The following is a 21,594-nucleotide window of genomic DNA, read 5'->3' on the forward strand; positions in this document are numbered from 1 at the left end:
TAAAGCTAAAATAAAGCTGAATTCCACTCGGAATTCAGCTTTTTATTGTTAAGAGATAGATTAATCTAAACTCTCTGGATTATAAAATTGTCTGTTTTCCATTGCAAATAAACGTTCAGTGAACTGCCCTTTTCTTGCTTTCTTGAAAGCTTTCTCAAACATATTCATTCTAGCATCGATATTATCGATGTACGTTAGAATTTCTGCTTCTTTCAGCATCGGTAATTTAGGTGAACCATATTCTAGTTTACCATGATGTGATAAAATCATATGTTTTAGCAACATCACTTCTTCACCTTCAATACCTAACTCTTCTGCAGCTTTTGTCACTTCTTCACTTGCGATAGAGATATGGCCTAATAAGTTACCTTCAACCGTATATGACGTTGCAACCGGTCCGCTTAACTCTTTAACTTTACCGATATCATGTAAAATCACGCCACTATATAACAAACTTTTATTTAACATCGGATAGATATCGCATAAACTTTTAGCTATCTTCAGCATCGTTAAAACATGATAACTTAAACCGCTCGCAAAGTTATGATGAAAGGAACTTGCAGCTGGAAAGACATAAAACGTGTCATGATGTTTTTTCAACATATGCCTTGTTAGACGTTGAAGTTTACTATTTTCAATTTCCAATAAAAAGTAATCAATTTGTTCTTTGATTTGATCTGGGGTTAACGGCGCACCATCAATGAAATCTTTAGCTGATAATCCATCAGCAGGTTCTGCTAATTTAAACTGATTTACTTTCATTTGTTTACGGCCACGATAATTAATCACATCGCCTTTAGCATGAATAATTGTTTCTGGTTTTAGGACTTCCATATCTTGCTTTGTTACTGTCCATACTTTAGCTTCAATTTCACCGCTTTTATCTTGTAAATACAAAGTCATATAGTCTTTGCCTTGCGCAGTAACACCCTGAGCAGCTCGATGGATTAAGAAAAAATGATCTACCGAATCTCCAGGTTGAAGCTTTTCTACATTTCTCATTTTTTGCCTCCTTCTTCTAGTTTTTCTAAAATAACTGTTTGTTTAGCAGGAATATTATTATCTTTTGAACATGTAAAGTATAAAATTTGATATTCTGCTGATAAAGATTTCAAGTAGTCTATCATAGCACCTTTACGATGCTTGTCAAAATGAACGAAGGCATCATCGATAATGATTGGCATTGAATAATAAGGTTTCAAAATTTTGATTAAACTTAAACGCAAGGCAATGTATAGCGCTTCTTTCGTTGATTGACTGATTTCATTTGGCTGATACATTTGACCATTACGATGTTTAACTCTGACATCCTCATTTTCATATGTGACTTGCGTATAATTATCATGCGTCAATTGTTTAAAGATTTCAGTAGCTTCATCAATGACTTGTGGTAAACGCTTATCTTTAATTTGTTTGATATGTGCATCTACTAACGCTTGTAAATAGCTGAGGCTTGCCCAATCTTTCGCATTTTCATTCATTTGATTTCTAAGCATATAGTAACGATGACGTAATTGCGTTAATGTATCATCAGTTTCCATATGTTTGATTTGTGCAGTTAAATCGCTGACTTCTGATTGTAACGTAAGATACTTATCATTATATTCATCAACTTGTGAAGCTAATCTGTTATTTTCTTCTTCTAACTGTACTTTTGTTTTATCACTTAAATCAGATGCTTCATCGTACATCATATTTTGATTTTCTAAATATTTATTAAGATCTTGATATCTACTGTGATTATTTTTGTAAGTCACATAACGATGATGGTAACGATAATACGCTTCCTCATCCCCAACTTTCACAAAATCAAATAAGTTGTTAATAGATTGGTTATGTTCATCTAAACGCTCATTCAACTGTTTCAGTTCATTAGTTAAAAGTTGGATGTCTTCATCATTGCGATTCCATCTTGTTTGATTTTCTTCTGCTTGTTTCAACCAACGATTTGTATCATGGAAGAGTGCAGCTGATTTAAAATCACTGATTTGATTTTTTGTCACTGCTTGTGCATGATCATAGAACGCATCAACTTCTGATTTCAATGCAGAATGTTGTTCTTGTAATTCAGAAACACGTTGTTTTAACGATTGAATACGTTCGATTGTTTTAATACCGTCAATCAATAAATCATCTGACATTTTTTCTGAAACATGTAAATCAGCTTTGACTTCCTGAATATTTTGGTCAAAACGTTCATGATTTTGTTGTGCTTCTGCTAACTTATCTTCAGTCAACTCAATTTTAGAATTCAAAATACCGATAGATTTATCTACACTATGATGTTGATTTCTCAAGCGAGCTTGATCATCTAAATCAAAGTCTAAGTCATATTTATCTTCGAGTGCTGCATTCTCTTGTTCTAATTGTGAAATTTCATTAGAGAATGTTTCACTATGACCGATTTCTGATGACTTGAATAAAATCGCACCTACTACAAAGCCTACCGCAGCAACAGCGAAGATAATCGCAAATAAAAGTGCTTGCGTCGCAAATGAGAAGACTGCTAAACCAGCACTGACAATTGCTAATACAATAAAGATAATTCTTGTTGTTTTTTGTTTACGATTTCGTTCAGCCTGTTCTGAATCAAAAGCTTCTTTCATTTTTTGATAAAGATTTTTCTTTTCATTTAACTCAATGGACTTTTGATTATATTCTTTTTTCTTCTCAAATACTTCATCAGAAACGAGCGCATCTTCAACTTGTTGCTTTTCTTCTTCGTTGTTTGCTTGTTCAATTTGTTGTTCTTCTAAAGTACGTTCTAATTGAGTCATGTATGAGGCTTGATCTTGTTTCTTAGCAATTTGCTTGCTGACGAAGCTTTTCATACTTTCAGAAGTATCTATATTATCGTGATCTTCTTGCCAACCAATATTAGATTTAAGACCTTCGATTTCTCTTGATTTATCTTCAATCTCTTTATTCAGAGCTTGTAGTTGTGTTTCTTTTTGTTTAATGTCATTTTCTTGTTTAGCGATATTATTTAACGCATCGATATCAGATTGTTTTGGGACATCAATTTGTTCATTTTCTTGTTGTAACTGCGTTAATTTTTCTTGGCGTAGGCTGATATCTTTCTTCAACTGATCTCTACGTGCTTTAGATGCTTCATATCGCTCAATCCCTTGTTCTGGGAAGTCTAGCGGTTCGATGTTCAATTCATGCTCTAGTGCTTTCCATTCTTGCGCTTGATCTAATAATGCTAATTCTTTTTGTTTCGCTTCATGCATCTTAGATAATTGCATCAAGTTTTGTTGAAGATGATCTAAACGACGTTCTGCTTTATCTCTTTCATCAATCAGACTATGATAAGATTCCAATTCGCTTTCATGCGCTCTGATTTGATTTTGCAAATCGTTTAATTGCTCTAATTGCTGATTAATGACAGGATTCTTCCCTGAACGTTTATATAACGCTGCTTTTTGTGCTTCTAATTGTTCTCTCATAGTTGTAAATTGCGTGGATCCTAAAGCACCTGCTTGCAACAAGTATTCTTGAAGTTGTTTCTCATCCATATTGCGATTGATATTTTGTAAACCTAAAACATCGAAAGAATAAATGCCTTTATATGTATTCTTGTCGATATAATTTAATTTATTTTGCAGCCATTCTTCATCACGGATACCGCCATTTTCAAGATAGACTTTAACATCTCCTTGCGCTGCACCTTTCACACGTTCAACTTGGATTTCTTGTCCATCATCTAACTTCAAATAAAGCTTGCCGCCATATTGGTTACCTAATCTCGGTTCAAAGCGCGGTTCGTTTTCTCTTTTAGTCGGAAAGCCGAATAAAATTGAATGGATAAAAGCTTGGATTGTTGATTTACCCGCTTCATTCTCACCATATATTTGTGTTAATGACTTATTAAATTTAATTGTTCTTTCAACGAACTTACCATAACCATATATATCTAATGCTAAAATCTTCATGATTGCTCACCTCTTAAACCTGACTTAAGCAATGCCTCTGCACGATTAATCAATTCTACCTTATCAAAGTCATCATAGTTATCTAAAAACTTAGTTGCTTTAGGATTTAGGTAAAGATCACTCATCGCGTTTGTAAAAATTGCGTCATCAGCTTTCAATTCTTGAGAAAATTCATGCTCAAGTGGTCTTGTGTCATCATCTTTATAAGAAACAATTAAAGATTCAATAAACACGAAGTTATTTTCATTTTCTTCGTATTCTTTCAACATTGCTTCCACTTGCATTAAATCTTGAGAAGACACAGGCTCATCGCTATCAATCTCTAAATAAACTCTATAGATAGCTTTACCTTGTTTTCTGACTTGATTTTTAAATTTTTGTACCACATCATAAATGCCTTGCTTTGTTGTTTGTTTTGTTTCAATTTTAATTTCATCAAACCGAATAAAATGTGAAGGTACAAATTCAACATTTAATTTAAATTCGTCCCCTTCTACAAGTAGAAAACCTTTATCTCCCATTTCATTGAAATGACGGCCTTGTATATTACCAGGATAGTACGTCGGTGGCATATCATTAATTTGTTGACGTTCATGAATATGGCCGAGTGCCCAGTAATGATAAAGTTTAGAGTTTAAATCTTCTAATCGAAATTCAGTATAACGGTGCTTCGTAGAGGATTTGCTATAGGTACCATGCAGTACACCAATATGCAGGCCTTTCTCTCCTTGGCTAGAAGGATACTCATCTAATTTGTTTTCGTAACTTGCATGATCTTGATAACTGAAACCATGTAATAAAATCTTTTCACCATTCTTTGTAATGGTTTGATACGTCTCAACATTTTTATCAAACACTGAAACATTTTCTGGCCAGTCTGTTACAACACTATCTGATAGTGGATCATGATTTCCATGACACATATAAACAAATATCTGCTCTTTCTTTAAGCGTTCAAATTGTTCTTTTAAAAATACTTCAGCTCTTAACGTACGGTTATGGTCATCAAAGACATCACCGGCTATGACGATAAAATCAACTTCTTCTTGTAATGCGAAATTAACAAGTGTCTTAAAACTTTCATACGTACTCTTTTTCACATCTTCATAAATGTTTTCACTTAAATGGCTATGCGTTTTAAACGGGCTATCTAGGTGTAAATCTGCACAATGAATAAATTTCACCATATATAGTAAGCTCCTTTTTCATATAATCCAAATTCTATATAAATTATGTAAATTCAATTGATTTGTAATCAAAGTATCATCTTATTTTACCATAGTCGCCTGCTATGCGTCTAAAGAACACAGATAACAAAAACATGAAAAAACTGCCGGGTGAAGTCACCCGACAGTTAAAATGTCTAATTATTATTGTTCGCCTTCAGCGTAAACTTCATCTAAAGGTTTTACGATGATTTGGTTGATTTCTTGGAAAACTTGGCTCATTTGTTGTTCAGCTTGCATTAATTCAGCAATGTTTTCGTCTTTTTCAATTGCTTGTGCTTGCTCTTGAGCTTTTTGTAAGTCTTCTTCTTCGATTTGTTGTCCTTGCATTTGCATTTGTTGGAATTTCAATTGTGTTTCACGGAACTCATCGAATAACTTTTTAGATTCTTCGTTAGCTTTAACTTTGTCATAAGCATCTTTAATTGCTTGATACTCATTGCTTTCTCTTAAAGCCTCTTCTAATTTTTGTGCTTGTTCTTTTAAATCTACTGCCATTTCAAATTCACTCCTATAAGTTATTGTTTTACTACGTCGTCAATAAACATAACATAAATATATAACAGTGTCGAAACATTTACCCAATTTCTTATTAACTGCCACTAATCACATTCCCAACACGATTCATTTTAAACGAATAATGCAATAATACCTTGGAAACAACCAATAATTCCTCCAAGTAAGAATCCGAGCATCATGATTAATTTTAATTCCTTATTCGCAATTTCAATAATCAAACGTTCAATATAGTCTAAGTCGAATGAATTGATTTGTTCTTCAACAATCGCACTTAAATTGACTTGTTTCATAATTGATGAAATATGCTCCGCTGCTTTATTTACAATTAAATCGGTAATAAAGCTTGCTGCATGTGCTTGAGCATACTGTACTAAGCCAGGTGCTAATTCAGAAATTGGTTGGTTCGCTTTATGAGGGATATCGATATACGCCATCATAATTGGAGTCATTTTATCTTTGATATTTGTAAATTGCGCTTGTGATAAGACTTGATTCAAGTGTTTACCTTTTAATGTTTGGTATTCATTTCTAATCAACTGTGCTGCAATTTGACGTGCTTTCGGATGATTTGTTAAACGAATCAATTCCACTTGAATACGCTCAGCAATGCTCGCTCTTGTCATAAACATCTCAAGCAAGCCGACAATTTTACCTTTCTCCTCAAAGAAAGTATCTAACATATTATAGATATCTTGTTCCCCTTTTTGAGAAGACAAATAGATGCGTGCACGATCACACAGTAATGGTGTTAAACTTTCGACTTTCTCATCTATCTCCGCTTCCAATGCTTCAGGTATTAAAGTGCGCAATTCGGATTGACCATGTTCTTGATAGTATTGTTGCAACTTATCTTCAATCAGTTGCTGAACCTTTTGCTGCGCTGCTGTTTCAAAATCTATATCTAATGATTGCGCAAAGTTTTGCAAAGTTGCACGATCACTGCTTAGTTTATTGATTTGCTGTGAAATAAATCCTTCAATTGCTTGTCTTGCACTCGCTGAACTGATTTTTTCTTTAATCAGTGCTTCAGTAATTAAATGTTCTTCGATAACGCGACCAATTTTATTCGCGATTTCTTCTCTACGTTTAGGTACTAATCCAGGTGTAAATGGAATACGCCACTTTCCGATATGATAAGCTTTTTGCGGATGGAATAACATTTTAATCGCAATGATATTCGTAACACCGCCAATAATTGCGTCAATTACAATCATAAATAATATGACGAAAAATGCGTGCATAATTTTTTATCTCCTTTTCAATCACTCGTAGGTTTAATATTACAATATATCTCTTTACATTCACAATTCAGATGTTTCTAAACGCAAAAAAAGATTGATGGAATAACGCCATCAATCTTTTAAGTAAAGTCATACATGGGATAAAAAGTGTATCAACCTCTATTAGAGATTCTGTTATCACTTATTTATCGTATTGAATTAAGCATGTACTAATTCATCTTTAGAGATTCTTCCGAAATATGTTTCAGCTTCTCTTAATTTAGAAGTACCAAAAATAGGTTGTTTGTTTTGATTTAATACACGGTAGATTTCACTGACTTTATTACTTTGCAGGATAAATCCATTTTTAGAATCTAATGTATTCCAGTAGATATCACTTGTTGTGGCATGTTTAGGATATGCACAGTGATTTCTAGAAATTGTTTGGACGATTTCAAGGGGGTCACATCCAAAAGTACTATTTAAGACATCAGAGTCTCTGAATAAAGCGCAAATTGAAACACATGTAGTCCAGTTTGGTAAAACGCGTTCTTTCTCAATTTGTACGAGTGTTTTCTTTGATAGTCCGATTGTTTGAGCCATCGTATCTTGAGTGTAGCCCGCTTCTATTCTCACCATCTTGAACTTAGTTTGAATTAAATCTGTAAAACTTTGTCTGTCCATTATTACTCTACCTTTCTATTGTGTAATCTTTCCGTACGCAAGAAATTGCAATAATACACAATTCTTGAAACACAAATTACATCTTAATACAAAATGCGAAAAATTAAAAGAGCGAATTTTGCTTTTATGACGTATTTTGATAAAGCCGAAATTGTCTAAATAATCAAACACGTCATAAGTTATATATTTGCCAATTCCTTACATTTTAACGGAATTGGTTACGCTTGATCTGGTGGTTTTATACCCTTATTCTATTATGGCGAAAATTTGCGATATTTCAAGTGATTTTTACATTTTAAGTTAATTTTACCTTAAAGTAGAAATATTCTTTTCACAGTTAAGTCATATTTTCACAAAATAAAAAAAGACCGAGACGTTGCTAGAACATCTCAATCCCCTGTCATATACTATGAACTGATTGCTTTTCTATCTTCTTGCTTAGAAATCATAAACGCACATGCTGCATCCCCTGTAATATTTACAGCTGTACGTGTCATGTCTAAGAGTCGGTCAATACCAATAATAATACCAATTGCGGCAGGATTTAAATCAACAGCTGTAAGTACCATTGCTAACATAATTAACCCTACACCTGGCACCCCTGCTGTACCGATACTTGCAATGACCGCAATCACAATCACTGTTAAAATTTGTAAGATTGTTAGTTGCGCACCTGAAATTTGTGCGATAAAGACGGTTGCAACCCCCTGCATGATAGCCGTACCATCCATATTGATAGTTGCACCAAGCGGTTGTACAAACGACGCAATAGCTGGTCGTACCCCCATTTTCTTGGTACATTCCATTGAAACTGGCAGTGCCGCATTAGAACTTGAACCGCCGAAACCAATCGTAATCGCTGGAATAAATCCTTTAAAGAATTTGATTGGGCTGTCTTTAGCGATAAATTTGATTGTACCGCCATAAATTAAGAAGAAATGTAGAATTAAAGCAGCTAATACAACAATGAAGTATAAACCTAGTTGTTTGATTGCACCAAGTCCAGCTCCTGTAAATGCATGTGCTACTAAACAGAACGTTCCAATCGGCGCAAACACACGCATAATCATTGAAATAATATACATCAGTATCTCGTTAAATTGTTCAAAAAACTGTCGGACGACTAAAGCTTTATCGCCTAATACCATCATCCCGATCCCAATGAAAATCGAGAACGTAATCACTTGCAACATATTACCTTGAGTCATCGATTCAATTGGATTTTTTGGAAACAGATTGATTAAAGTTTGATCAAAAGTTTGATTTGCCGGTGCTTCTGCCCCTTCACTTTGTTTATCTAACGTTTTTTGATATGAAGCTACCTCGGTACTTTTCATTAAGTCTGAATGGCCTGCACCTGGTTTTACCACTAATGCCAATACAATCGCAATTGTAATCGCAATCGCTGTCGTACATAAGAAAAACACTAGTGTTTTTAAGCCGATACCGCCTAATAATTTCGGATCACCGACACCAACTACCCCTAATACAATCGATACAAATACGACTGGTACTACGAGCATAAAGATTAAGTTTAGAAATATTTGACCTACTGTGTTAAAGAAATATTGGTCTACCCCTTTTACTAAACTTGTGTCTGCATAAATGTCGCAAATGGATCCGATAATAATCCCTGCTACAAGTGCAATGACAATGTTCATTGTTAACTTTTTACTCTTCATATGTCTCATCCCCCTTTGTATAGTTCTATTATAGTCTAATTTTACATAAATAGTAAATATACATTTTATTGTGCGGTTTTTCACAAAATAAAAAAACGTATATGAAAGTTATTAGACTAACCTTTCAAATACGTTTAATGTTGAATTAGATAAGTTTATTTTCCATTGCATAAATAGCAGCCTGTGTACGGTCACTGACTTGTAATTTAGAGAAAATATGACTGACATGTGTTTTAATCGTTTTTTCAGAGACATATAAAGCTTCAGCGATTTCACGGTTCGTTTTACCTTTTGCCATTTCTTTTAAGACGTCTTTTTCACGATTAGAGAGTTTATTGACATGATGCGGTTTTTTCGCTACATCTTCCATCACTTTTTGTACTTCAGGGTGTATGATTTTTTCTCCTTGCAAAACTTTATGTATAGATGTAATTAGTTGCTCAGGCTCGACATCTTTCATTTCATATCCGTCTGCCCCTTTATTGATTGCTGAAATCACATGTTCATCATCCGCATAACTGGTTAACACTAATATTTTGATTTCAGGATAATGTGATTTAAGATATTCTGTCACTTCAATACCATTCATCTCAGGCATTACTAAATCAAGCAGTACAATATCAGGATGTTGTCCACTTTGTTCTAACTCAGCTATAAATGCCTTGCCGTTCGCAAAAGAACCTTGTACAGCTAAATCATCAATGGTTGAAATCAAAAATTCCAAACCTTGACGTACAATGTAATGATCATCTATCAAAACGACTTGATTCATGTTTTGTCTCCTTCTCTGTTTGAGTCAATGGTACACTTAAGCGTATTGTTGTCCCTTGTCCCAATTTAGAATTTATCTCCATTTTTCCTTGTATTTGTTTGATACGTTGACGCATATTATAAATACCATGGGAGGTTTGGTCAATCCAGTCAGGATTAAATCCAGCGCCCTTATCTGAGATTACCATATCAAACTTATTTTCATGTTGATGCAAGAGTACATGTGCATGATTCGTTTGTGCATGCTTTTTAATATTATTCATCGCTTCTTGCAATATACGATAACTATGCTCTTCAACACTGCTAGACAAGTCAATAAGGCCTTCTACTTCTATGTCTGGCTGAATGCCAATTAAATGACTGTATTGTTTCAATGCACTCACTAGACCATGTTCTAACCCGATTGGTTTTAACTGCCAAATCAAAGCTCTCATTTCATTTACAGCCTGTTGACTTGTAGTCTCAATTGTTTCGAAAGCTTTCTTCGCTACAGGTTCTTCTGTCATACCATGTGCTGCATGTGCAGTCAGCTTCAATGAAAATAACATCTGATTGACAGAGTCATGTAAATCACGTGCCAGTCGGTTTCGTTCGTTCAAACGTGCCGCTTCTTTCTCTTTATTCGTTAATTCAATACGCTTAATCGTAGAACCGATTTGAAATGCAACAGATTCTAATAGTTCTAAATCTTCTTCTGAATACTTTACTGTATCAGGAGAAGCTACATTTAATAAACCAAATCGTTCATTACCTGAACGTAGCGGAACTGTCGCATGATGTGTAATGCCTCCAGATTCATCAGCGTATTCTTGATTTGCGGCACTGATTCTTGAACAATGAATAATATTAGAGGCTTTCATCAACTTTTCACTGTGATAAGCTTGTACACACCAACAAGTGCCTTCTCGCATACTTTGGCAATCATGTTTCGTTAAAGAACGTGGTAATTGGTAATCAGCTGCCATTTCATGTTCTCCGGCTTCATTGATGAAGAAAATCCAGCCTGTTGTAAATGCACTGCCTTCAATGAGCAGCTTTAATGCGCCATGCATCATAGTATAAATTTCTGTTTCTTCATTCAGATATTCTGCAATTTCTTTTAATAATGCCAAACGTGTCGGTTTAACCACAGTGTTCACCTCTCTTATCTATAATCTATTTTTATTATACCGATTCAATCTCTATAACGATAGCATTCCACTTGCACACGCAACTCTCACAACGCAGAATATGTTATGATATTAAGTAATAATCGAGGAGGAAGTTATGGAATTTAAAGTACCTGAACAATATAACGGCTATACATTAAGAGAAATTTTCCAAGATGTGAAATTACCGAAGAAAGAACTGCATCAATTAAATATGTCAAAAGCCATTACCATTAATCAAGAACCTGCACAGCTTTCAGCAAAAGTGCAACAAGGAGATCAAGTGTTTGTCCCGACTCCAGATGAAACAAGTAATTATTTACCAAGTTACCGTTACGCAGATGTCTATTATGAAGACGCAGACATTGCGATTATCAAAAAGCCTAAAGGGGTAAAAACACATCCTAACGACTTAAAAGAAAGCAATACATTGATGAATCATGTCATATATACACTTGATAGTGATTATGCAGAACCTATTCATCGCCTAGACCAAGAAACAGTCGGTTTACTGATTGTGGCGAAAAATCCATTGATGAAAAAATTACTAGATCGCATGTTAGAGGAAAATCAAATATCACGTATTTATAAAGCAGTAGTTAAAAGCTTACTACCGCTTAAACCGCAAACTATCGATAAACCTATCGGTAAAGACAAGTTTCACCCTAACCGCAGACGTGTTTCACCGACGGGTCAACAAGCCATCACTCATATCTTAGATGCACATATGTTAAAAGAAAATGAATGTGAACTGGATATTAAATTGGACACAGGACGTACACATCAAATCCGTGTACATTTAGCCGCAATCGGCCATCCAGTTATTGGAGATCCTTTATATGGTGATTCTAAATTACGTCAATTACGTTTACACAGTCATAAAATTGAATTTGTACATCCGTTAACGAAAGAAAAGATTTCTGTTTCATTGGATGACAAAAAATAATGGAGAAGGCAAATGCCCTCTCCATTTTTGTTTACTTAATTTTAATTTATCTTTTGATAATTGATTATTCTTTTGGTTCAACCATGTTTTCTGGTTTGATCCACTCATCAAATTGTTCTTCTGTTAAATAGCCAGAATCAATAGCTGATTGTTTTAGTGTAATACCTTGTTTGTGTGCGTTTTTCGCAATTTTAGCTGCTTTTTCATAACCGATATGTGGGTTTAAAGCAGTTACTAACATTAATGAACGGTTTAGATACTGATCGATATTTTCTTCGATTGGTTCAATACCTTGCGCACAGTTTTCATCAAATGTACGCATACCGTCTGCGAGTAAATAGATAGATTGTAATGTGTTGTCCATGATTACTGGTTTGAATACGTTTAGTTCAAAGTTACCTTGAGAAGCGGCAATGCCAACTACTGTATCGTTACCCATTACTTGTACAGAAACCATTGTTAACATTTCACATTGTGTCGGGTTAACTTTACCAGGCATGATTGAAGAACCTGGTTCGTTCTCAGGAATGCTGATTTCAGCTAATCCAGCTCTTGGACCAGATGCTAACCAACGAATGTCATTTGCGATTTTCATTAAATCAGCTGCTAAAGCTTTTAATGAACCATGCAATTGAACCACTTCATCATGTGCTGTTAATGCATGGAATTTATTTTCAGAAGATACAAATGGATAGCCTGTATTTTCTTTAATATTCGCAGCAACCATATCACCGAATTTAGGGTGTGCGTTAATACCTGTACCTACTGCAGTACCGCCGATTGCTAAACTTAATAAATGCGCTTTAGATTCACCTAATAATTGGTCGCATTTATCTAGCATATAACGCCAACCACTGATTTCTTGACCTAAGCGAATTGGTGTCGCATCTTGTAAATGTGTACGACCAATTTTGATAATGTCATGGAAATCTTTTTCTTTTTTCGCAAATGTATCACGTAATTGTTTTAATGCTGGTTCTAAGTTTGCTTCAATTTCATGATATAACGCAACATGCATTGCAGTTGGGAAAGTATCATTAGAACTTTGTGATTTATTCACGTCATCATTTGGATGTACTGTTTCTTCACTGCCATGTTTTTTCAAGTAATCGTTAGCTACATAGCTGACTACTTCGTTAACGTTCATATTACTTTGCGTACCGCTTCCTGTTTGCCATACAACAAGTGGGAAGTGTTCATCGAGTTCCCCTTTAATTACACGATCGCACGCAAAGACAATTGCGTCTTTTTTCGCTTCACTTAATTTACCTAATTCAAAGTTAGCTAATGCTGCTGCACGTTTTAATTGTGCAAAGCCGTATACCACTTCAATCGGCATACGCTCTTTACCTACTGGGAAATTACGTTTACTTCTTTCAGTTTGTGCACCCCAGAACTTATCACCAGGTACTTCAATTTCTCCGAATGTATCATGTTCAATTCTTACTGACATTTGACTTGTCTCCCCTTTATGATTGGTATTTATCATAAGTATAGCATTAAATGTTTTTAAATTAAATCTCTATATAGTTAACGCTTTCATGTCTGACTATGACTTAAAAACGTATTAAAAAAAAGAGCCTAGTGAGCTAGACTCCTTATATATACATATTATTTAGTTTCAACACTTTTAAAGTGAAGTTTAACAGCTTTAATAACCGCAACAGCAGTTAAAATATATAAAATAATACTGATTACTAATAAAATAGGACTGATGTTAATCAATGTTCCTAAAAAGCCCGTTAAACTGTTATAAAAATCACCTAAAGGCTTAAATAAAATAAATGTAATCGCAATACAACAAATCACACTGATAATGACACCTTTTTGGTTACTCTTGATAAACATTTGCGGATCTCGTTGACTTACTAATCCTTCAGATAAATTCATTTGTAGTTTGACTACACGAAAGAGTACTGGTAAATATAGTGCGCCTAATGCAATTGGAAAACCTTTGATAGATAACAATCCAAAAATTACAGTAGCTAACATTAAGAGTTTCCAATGTTTATGTAGATTTTGCATGGAAATGTTCCTTTCTGAAATTACTCATTCAACAAAATAATAAAGGAAATACACTCTGAATACAAATTAAAATCCGAGTTATGTTTCAATTCATCAACATAACTCGGATTTATTGATAATGCATTATTCAGCTTAAGCGAAGCGTTCAGTGAAGTACTGACGTACATCCTCTGGTAAACCAGCTGCTGCTGCTTCATCTAAAATAACATTTACCATACGGTGTGCTTTTAAATCAGATGGTACATAGCTTGAGTTGCCGTTTTCATTATATAATTTGTTCACTAAGTCAGCTTTTTCAGCACCAGTGATAACTAAAATAACTTCACGAGCAGGCATTACGCCTGATTTTACCGCAACATCTAGGTTGCCTTTATCATTAATAGTTAAAACTTGTAATGTGAATTTAGCTTTATTTTCTTTAGACTTAATGTTTTCTTCGATAAAATCAACGACACCATCGTTATATGATAATTCATAAACTTGTGAATCTGGTACACCAAGTGTTTGGTAGTATGATTTGTTGTCATCATAATCTAAAATGTTGATTTGACTGAAATCAACTGGGTGACGCAACACGTTTTGTTTTAAGTCTTCTAAAACAGGTGCGTTGTCATCTGCTAGATGCACACCCATGATTGTTGTCGGATTATTATTAAATGTCTTTCTGATAATATCTGCAGAATAGCGTGCAGCTTTATCTGCAGTTGGAAAAACCTTAAAGTTCATTGCCATAATGTACACTCCTCTAATTGTTCTCAGTTCGTATATCACTTCGATTGCTACATTATTTACCCTGTTCTTAAAAGAAGTAAACGCAATAGATACACGTAATAGTTAATTCTATTATACCTGTTTCATTAATTGATTTCACTCAAACCCAAATATCCATTAATGTAAATGTGGATAATTCTGTTGTCTCAATGCTTCATAGACTAAGATTGCAGCTGTATTAGATAGGTTTAATGAACGAATATGATCGTTCATCGGAATTCTTAATGCTGTTTCAGCATATTTTTCTTTTACCCAATCTGGTAACCCTGTCGTTTCACGCCCAAATACAAAATAATGATCTTCATCAGAATTTGAATAATCAAAATCAGTAAAGGTCGTTTGACCGAATTTAGTGATGAGATAATAATGTCCATCAGTTTTCTCAAAAAACTCTTCAATACTTTCATAATAAGTAATATTCACATGCACCCAGTAATCTAGGCCGGCACGTTTCAACATTTTATCATCTGTACTGAACCCTAGGGGTTTAATTAGATGTAAATGTGCATCTGTGCCTGCACATGTTCTAGCTATGTTCCCTGTATTTGCAGGAATTTGGGGTTGATATAATACGACATGGTTTGTCATGTTACTTAATTCCTCTTTTCTAATCCTTTTAACATTTCTTCTTGTACTTCATCTAATTCATCGGCGAGATGTGCTTCGATAAAATCACGTTCATCCTCACCTGCAATTTGGCCAATTGCCCAGTAAGCAGTTGCCCGAATCATCGGTCTTGGATCATTTAACGCTACTTCTTTTAGTTCTGGCAATGCAGCTGTTTCATTAAAGTGTGCTAATGCGATAATCGCATTACGTTGAATTGGTTTCTTACCTCTCCAAGCACCTGCTAAATGTCCATACGTATTCTTAAATTCTTTATTACTCATTTGTAGTAAAGGAATTAAACGTGGTTTTAATATTTCAGGTTCTAAAACGATATCATCGTGTTCTGTGTTAATCCCCCTATTTTTAGGACACACTTGCTGACACGTATCGCAACCATATAATCGATTGCCGATTTTATAGCGATATTCATCTGGTAAATAACCTTTTGTTTGAGTCAGGAATGAAATACATTTCTGACTGTTTAATTGTCCGTTCCCAACTAATGCACCAGTTGGACAACGGTCAACACAAATCGTACAATCTCCACAACTGTCGAGCAATGGGTCGTCTGGCTCAAATGGAATACTGACTAACATTTCACCTAAATAGGTCCATGTCCCTAAGTCAGGATTGATAACAAAGCCATTTCTTCCTGTAAAACCTAATCCGGCACGTTCAGCCACAGCACGATCTGATAATACACCTGTATCTACCATAGATAACATTTCTACATCAGGTACGCGTGACTTGATATACTCACCTAATTTATCCAAGCGTTTTCGCATGATTGTATGATAATCCTGTCCCCATGAAGCACGTGCAAACATCCCTCTACGATCGCCTCGAACACTTTTCGGTGCACCCTTCAATTTGTTTGGGTAACCTACTGCGATAGCAATAATGGATCTTGCAGTCGGCATAGACAACTTAGGATTCACTCTTAATTCAATATCTGATTCCTCAAAACCAGATGCATATCCTTTGGCATGATAGTCCACTAACTTTTGTTTAAGCTCATCAAATGGATCAGCAGTTGTAAAACCGATACTGTCTATCCCGATTTGATGGGCATATTCAATAATATCTTTTTTTAATTGTTTATTATCCACCATAATGCCTCCATATCCATGGTCCATTTTGTATTTTAACACACAATACATAGATACAAGTTAAATTTTCTTCAAAAATTAAAGCTGATACCTTTCTGTAGATATCAGCTTGTTGATAATTATTAATGAATTTTTGTGCCGACGGGTTGTCCATCAAAATACTGTCTCATAATATTCTCTTCATAACCTGGCGCAATCACGATTTCTTTAACGCCTGCACTAAGTGCTTTCGATGCGTCTTTCAACTTTGGAATCATATCATCACTAATCATCTTAGAGTTGATTAATTTGTCTAATTCAGAAAGTTGAATGTCTGAAATAACTTCACCTTGGTTTTGTACACCTGGTATATCACTTAAAATGATTAAAGGTGATTGTAATGTTGCGGCAATTTTATAAGCAAGTGTTTCTGCATAAATACTATAAAATTGATTATGATAGCGACCGATAGAAGCAACGACTGGAATATAATTCGTGCAAAGTTGTTGAAACACTTCTCGATTGATATTTTCTGGTTCGGCTACGAAACCTAGTTCTTTAGAAATAGGACGACAATCAAATATTGGAAAATACGCCCCGTTAATGCCAATGAAATCTTGTGCAACTTCATTTGCTTCTTCCACTACGTCAACATTGACTTTGCATAATAAAGTATTGGCTATAATATTTAAGGTTGGAAGATTGATTTTCCTGATGCCATTGATATGTTCCGCTTCAATACCATTTTCTTTTAATGCTTCATTTACCTTCGGACCGCCATCATGCACAATAATTGGATACAGTCCGTTACTTCTAAGATCAGCAATTTGTTTAAATGTCGTAGATGCTAATTGATTGATAATACTACCACTGATTTTTATAACAATGAATTTCATGAATCAATCACTTTTATCCCTTTCTCTAGTTGAATGACATATACCTATAAATATCTTTTAAACTGGTTTAAAAAGTTAACGCCACAATCTATTTTGATATTTGTTAATCAGTAAACATAATATCTTTATAATTGAGGTATAGAAATGTGCCTTTTACTGGGTGATATGGTTTATATACTAATGCATATATTTAAGCATCACAGCAAGAAGATGATGAAATAACTAATTTAGTTTTAAAAGGGTCATTGCTCTAAACAATAACGTCATATCCATCATCACTGCTGCTTGCTATTCGTTATAATACACGTTTTAAAAATTGTTGCGTTCTTTCATTTTGCGGATTACCGAAAATTTGTGAAGGCGTACCTGCTTCAGCTACAATGCCATCTGCCATAAATACCACTTTGTCACTGACATCACGCGCAAACTGCATTTCGTGTGTGACCACAACCATGGTCATGCCTTCTTTCGCAAGTTCTTTCATAACTTGAAGCACATCTCCGACTACTTCTGGATCAAGTGCAGAAGTCGGTTCATCAAAGAGTAATACATCTGGATGCATTGCCAACGCTCTAGCAATCGCAACTCTTTGTTTCTGACCTCCTGATAATTGTGCTGGATAACTATTTCCTTTATCTGATAAACCTATTTTATCTAAAAGTTCTTGTGCTTCTTGTTTTAAACTTGTTGAATCTGTATGTTTTAGTAACTTCGGTGCTAACATGATATTCTCTAAGACGGTTTTATGCGGAAATAAATTGAAGTTTTGAAAAACCATGCCCATTTTTTGGCGTAATTCATTTACTTTCACATCTTTACCTAAAATATTAGTACCTTCAAAGTTAATTTCTCCGCCATCTGATTGCTCTAAAAGATTAATACATCTTAATAAAGTACTTTTACCTCCACCAGATGGTCCTATAATCGCCACTACTTCTCCTGCGTTAATTTCTAGTTCAATGTCTTTTAAAACTTCATTACTGCCGAAGTTTTTCTTTAAATGTTTAATATTAATCACTGACTTTCATTCTCCCTTCAAAGAAGTTCATGACTCTTGATAATACAAAGGTCAATACAAAGTAAAGAATTGCTGCTACAAGTAATGGCGTAAATGGATCAAAAGATGCACCTTGGACAACTTGGGCATTAAACATAATCTCACTGACACCGATAACTGACACAATAGATGATTCTTTAATAACTGTCACAAACTCATTACCTAACGCTGGTAAAATATTTTTAATTGCTTGAGGTAAAATAATTGTTTTCATTGTTTGGCCATAGCTTAAACCTAAACTTCTGGCTGCTTCTGTTTGGCCTTTATCAACAGCGTTAATACCCGCTCTGATTATTTCTGCAATATATGCAGCACAGTTGATAACCATCGCAATCATACCGCAAATTAGCGCTGAGATATCCCAACCCAATACAGCAGTTGTACCGAAGAACACTAAGAATACTTGTACAAGTAATGGTGTACCTCTGATAAATTCAATGTATACAGAAGCTAACCATTTTAAAGGTTTTATTGAACTTAATTTCATTAAAGCGAAGAATGCGCCAAATAAAGCACCAAATACTACACCGACTATAGAAATTAAAATTGTATTTTTAATACCTGTTAAAAAGAAATGAACCGTACTTGGTAAAGAAGTTTCCTTCTTCTTCCATAGATTGTGCTGCGATATCTTTATATTTCGGAATCAAGTTTTGATCTTTTACATCTTTAACTGATTTGTTTACTTGCGCTAGTAATACCGGCGCATTTTTAGGTATCGCAATTGAATTATCTTTATCAGGTTCATGGAATTTAACTTTCGCAAATCCTAATTCAGGATTTTGTTGTAAGTAAGCCTCTGCTACAGGTCTTTCAATAATTGCGCCATCTACTTTGCCGCTTTTTAAAGACATGATTGCTTCTGGTAGACGTGTTAACGAGTGAACATCAGCATTTTCAATTTCTGTTGTTGCTAACTGCTCTTGAGTCATTTGTTTTTGTGCTGCGATTCTTTTATTGTCAAAATCACGTAATGATTTATATTTATCGATCTCAGTTTTTTTAACAATGATGGATTGTCCAGACTTCATATAAAAATCTGAGAAGTCTACTTCTTTTTTACGTTCTGGTGTTGGTGTCATTCCAGAAATAATCATATCGATTTTTCCTGTTTTCAAAGCACCTAATAAACTATCAAATGACATGTTTTCAATTTTTAGCTTTAGATGATTGTCTTTAGCAATTTTCTTAGCTAATTCAACGTCAATGCCGACATATTCTCGTTTTCCATTTTTCGAAGATTCGAATTCATATGGCGCATAGTCAGCAGATAGTCCTACTCTTAATTCCCCTCTTTGTTTAATCTTTTCCCATACGGGGTCTTGTGCCTCAGCATTTGCCTTTAAATTAAATAGCGGTAAAATGATGCCGAGTAAAAATACCGTACATATGAATACTTTAATTATGTTTAATGCTTTATGTTGTATCATAGCGATGTCCTCCTTAACTTATGGAATTATTATACATATAGTTGTATCAATATGCAATAGGTATTTTTAAATTTTCTGAAAACTTGAGTTACTCATATAAATAACTGCATAAAAATAGCCTTGTTCGGATTTGAACAAGGCCAAAGATTTATTGTTTAGGTATATCAAATTTATAAATTTCATTGTTATAACCTGGTAAAATTCTCTTACATACTTGATGGATAATAAAACCAGAAACAAATGGGATGATAAAGTAACCAAATGCTAATAATACAATATTTGTAAATGAATCGCCTTCCATTCGGTTAAACGCATTGATCGGGCCTACAAGTCCTGTATAGCCAAATCCTGCTGACATTGGTGTTCCTTGGATGCCGATAAAGTATGCTACAAGACCAGCAACTAAACCATTTAAAGCTAATGGTACTGCGATAATCAAATGTTTGAAATATACAGGAATCATCATTTTAGCTGCACCAATGATCAATACGATATTGACACCTGCTTTATTGACTGGCAACGAGCCCCAAATGAATGTTACACATGCTGCAACGATACCTAAGTTTGCTGCACCACTGCCTAAGCCTGATAACGAAATGGCAGTCGCAATCGCTACCAATGAAATTGGCGTAACCATTAACAAAGCATAAGTCATTGCGATTAAGATACTCATCAATAATGGATTTAATTCCGTAAATGAATGAATCATCGCACCTAATGCTTTAGTGATATGAGATACAAATGGTAAAAACATTAAACCGATAAAACCAGAAACGACAGGAATCACTACAGGTAAAATGATCATTTCAAGTGAACCTAATTTACCACTTAAAAGCAATACAAGCACACATGCAATCATCACAACGATAATGATATTGATAATATCCCCAATACCTTTTAAAGCTAAGCCTTTCGAAGTGAATTGTACTGCACCAGAACCTATCATTGCAGAAGTCCCTATCATGACAGCAGACGGACCGCTGAATTTAAATTGATGTGCCGCTAAGACACCTATAATAAACGCCATAAAAGATTGTATTGCTATAACGATTTGAAAAATTAATTCTAAATAATGATTTCCATTCATGAAAAACTTAAGGATTTCACCTAGTAATGCGTTCGGTAACAAAGCAACTACAACGCCTGCTCCTACCGCATTCAATATGTTACTAAAAAATACTTTTGTGTTTAACTCTGATTTAGCCATAAGATGTAAATTTATCCTCCGTTCTATAACTATTGCTTTTATTCTATAATAATTCTATCAAAGCAACAATACGAAAAACGGAACAAAGGTAACATAAAGTTACATATGCATATCAAATCATATATTTAATAAGTATAGTTAATGCGCTTTCTATATAACTTTTTAAATTTTTGTATCAGATAATTAAAAACAACTTCACTTCTAGAATGGAATAAACAAGGTAATTCTTGAAAACTCTTAAAAGTCCAGACTATACATCAACAGATATTACTTTACGTCAATATAGTCATTGCTTTAAGGAAAAGTTTGAAACAGTCAATGTAAAGCCTTTAAATATAACCAGTTATTTAGGCTCTATAATAAATTCGGTTGATGAGATA

Annotated in this window: 18 protein-coding genes and 1 pseudogene; 1 reads left to right on the forward strand and 18 read right to left on the reverse strand. The window is 34.4% G+C overall.

The genetic code is table 11. The annotated features are described in order from the left end of the window. Window positions 1–60 precede the first annotated feature (60 nt). From yhaM to HMPREF3270_RS13410, 9 genes are all read right to left on the reverse strand, one after another. On the reverse strand, window positions 61–1,002 hold the full coding sequence (gene yhaM / locus HMPREF3270_RS13370) for a 3'-5' exoribonuclease YhaM (RefSeq protein ID WP_023016255.1): 942 nt from the start codon (window positions 1,000–1,002) through the stop codon (window positions 61–63). Further along, a complete protein-coding gene (locus HMPREF3270_RS13375; RefSeq protein WP_070848421.1) occupies window positions 999–3,935 on the reverse strand; it encodes an AAA family ATPase in 2,937 nt (978 codons plus the stop codon). The genes yhaM and HMPREF3270_RS13375 overlap by 4 nt, the downstream gene beginning before the upstream one ends. After that, window positions 3,932–5,122: a metallophosphoesterase family protein gene (locus HMPREF3270_RS13380; protein ID WP_002481286.1), complete on the reverse strand. Its 1,191-nt coding sequence runs from the start codon at window positions 5,120–5,122 to the stop codon at window positions 3,932–3,934. The genes HMPREF3270_RS13375 and HMPREF3270_RS13380 overlap by 4 nt, the downstream gene beginning before the upstream one ends. Before the next feature lie 183 nt (window positions 5,123–5,305). Then, window positions 5,306–5,659 (reverse strand): YlbF/YmcA family competence regulator, encoded by a 354-nt coding sequence (locus tag HMPREF3270_RS13385; protein ID WP_002481287.1) that lies wholly within the window; start codon window positions 5,657–5,659, stop codon window positions 5,306–5,308. Between the two features lie 131 nt (window positions 5,660–5,790). Next, on the reverse strand, window positions 5,791–6,921 hold the full coding sequence (locus HMPREF3270_RS13390; RefSeq protein ID WP_070867279.1) for a DUF445 domain-containing protein: 1,131 nt from the start codon (window positions 6,919–6,921) through the stop codon (window positions 5,791–5,793). Between the two features lie 198 nt (window positions 6,922–7,119). Then, the gene (locus HMPREF3270_RS13395; protein WP_002481289.1) at window positions 7,120–7,584 is read right to left on the reverse strand and encodes an XRE family transcriptional regulator XdrA; all 465 of its coding nucleotides are present in this window, start codon (window positions 7,582–7,584) and stop codon (window positions 7,120–7,122) included. Between the two features lie 407 nt (window positions 7,585–7,991). Continuing rightward, complete coding sequence (locus tag HMPREF3270_RS13400; RefSeq protein ID WP_002481290.1) at window positions 7,992–9,266, reverse strand: dicarboxylate/amino acid:cation symporter; 1,275 nt, start codon at window positions 9,264–9,266, stop codon at window positions 7,992–7,994. A 145-nt stretch (window positions 9,267–9,411) separates the two neighbouring features. Further along, window positions 9,412–10,038, reverse strand: a complete 627-nt coding sequence (locus tag HMPREF3270_RS13405) for a response regulator (protein ID WP_023016258.1) — start codon at window positions 10,036–10,038, stop codon at window positions 9,412–9,414. After that, complete coding sequence (locus tag HMPREF3270_RS13410) at window positions 10,013–11,167, reverse strand: GAF domain-containing sensor histidine kinase (RefSeq protein ID WP_002481292.1); 1,155 nt, start codon at window positions 11,165–11,167, stop codon at window positions 10,013–10,015. Before HMPREF3270_RS13410 ends, HMPREF3270_RS13405 begins: the two co-directional genes overlap by 26 nt. A gap of 136 nt (window positions 11,168–11,303) precedes the next feature. On the opposite strand from HMPREF3270_RS13410, the gene HMPREF3270_RS13415 reads away from it, so the two are divergent. Next, the gene (locus tag HMPREF3270_RS13415; protein ID WP_070848422.1) at window positions 11,304–12,131 is read left to right on the forward strand and encodes an RluA family pseudouridine synthase; all 828 of its coding nucleotides are present in this window, start codon (window positions 11,304–11,306) and stop codon (window positions 12,129–12,131) included. Between the two features lie 64 nt (window positions 12,132–12,195). Here the strand turns inward: HMPREF3270_RS13415 and fumC are convergent, their stop codons facing one another. From fumC to HMPREF3270_RS13460, 9 genes and pseudogenes are all read right to left on the reverse strand, one after another. After that, window positions 12,196–13,584: a class II fumarate hydratase gene (gene fumC / locus HMPREF3270_RS13420; protein WP_023016261.1), complete on the reverse strand. Its 1,389-nt coding sequence runs from the start codon at window positions 13,582–13,584 to the stop codon at window positions 12,196–12,198. 158 nt (window positions 13,585–13,742) lie between these two features. Then, on the reverse strand, window positions 13,743–14,156 hold the full coding sequence (locus tag HMPREF3270_RS13425; protein ID WP_002481295.1) for a hypothetical protein: 414 nt from the start codon (window positions 14,154–14,156) through the stop codon (window positions 13,743–13,745). Between the two features lie 132 nt (window positions 14,157–14,288). Next, window positions 14,289–14,888 (reverse strand): sugar phosphate isomerase family, encoded by a 600-nt coding sequence (locus tag HMPREF3270_RS13430; protein WP_070848423.1) that lies wholly within the window; start codon window positions 14,886–14,888, stop codon window positions 14,289–14,291. Between the two features lie 156 nt (window positions 14,889–15,044). After that, on the reverse strand, window positions 15,045–15,515 hold the full coding sequence (trmL, locus tag HMPREF3270_RS13435; RefSeq protein ID WP_002481297.1) for a tRNA (uridine(34)/cytosine(34)/5-carboxymethylaminomethyluridine(34)-2'-O)-methyltransferase TrmL: 471 nt from the start codon (window positions 15,513–15,515) through the stop codon (window positions 15,045–15,047). A 5-nt stretch (window positions 15,516–15,520) separates the two neighbouring features. Continuing rightward, window positions 15,521–16,645, reverse strand: a complete 1,125-nt coding sequence (queG, locus tag HMPREF3270_RS13440; RefSeq protein WP_060804856.1) for a tRNA epoxyqueuosine(34) reductase QueG — start codon at window positions 16,643–16,645, stop codon at window positions 15,521–15,523. Between the two features lie 122 nt (window positions 16,646–16,767). Continuing rightward, window positions 16,768–17,520, reverse strand: coding sequence for an acetylglutamate kinase (gene argB, locus HMPREF3270_RS13445; protein ID WP_070867280.1), 753 nt, complete (start codon window positions 17,518–17,520; stop codon window positions 16,768–16,770). 295 nt (window positions 17,521–17,815) lie between these two features. After that, window positions 17,816–18,538 (reverse strand): amino acid ABC transporter ATP-binding protein, encoded by a 723-nt coding sequence (locus tag HMPREF3270_RS13450; RefSeq protein WP_070848426.1) that lies wholly within the window; start codon window positions 18,536–18,538, stop codon window positions 17,816–17,818. Further along, window positions 18,531–19,980: pseudogene (locus HMPREF3270_RS13455) on the reverse strand (ABC transporter permease subunit). Before HMPREF3270_RS13455 ends, HMPREF3270_RS13450 begins: the two are co-directional and overlap by 8 nt. Window positions 19,981–20,155: 175 nt before the next feature. Beyond that, window positions 20,156–21,214, reverse strand: a complete 1,059-nt coding sequence (locus HMPREF3270_RS13460) for a PTS sugar transporter subunit IIC (protein ID WP_070848427.1) — start codon at window positions 21,212–21,214, stop codon at window positions 20,156–20,158. Window positions 21,215–21,594: the final 380 nt, after the last annotated feature.

This window comes from Staphylococcus sp. HMSC65H10, from assembly GCF_001839185.1.
Taxonomy (GTDB): Bacteria; Bacillota; Bacilli; order Staphylococcales; family Staphylococcaceae; genus Staphylococcus; species Staphylococcus simulans.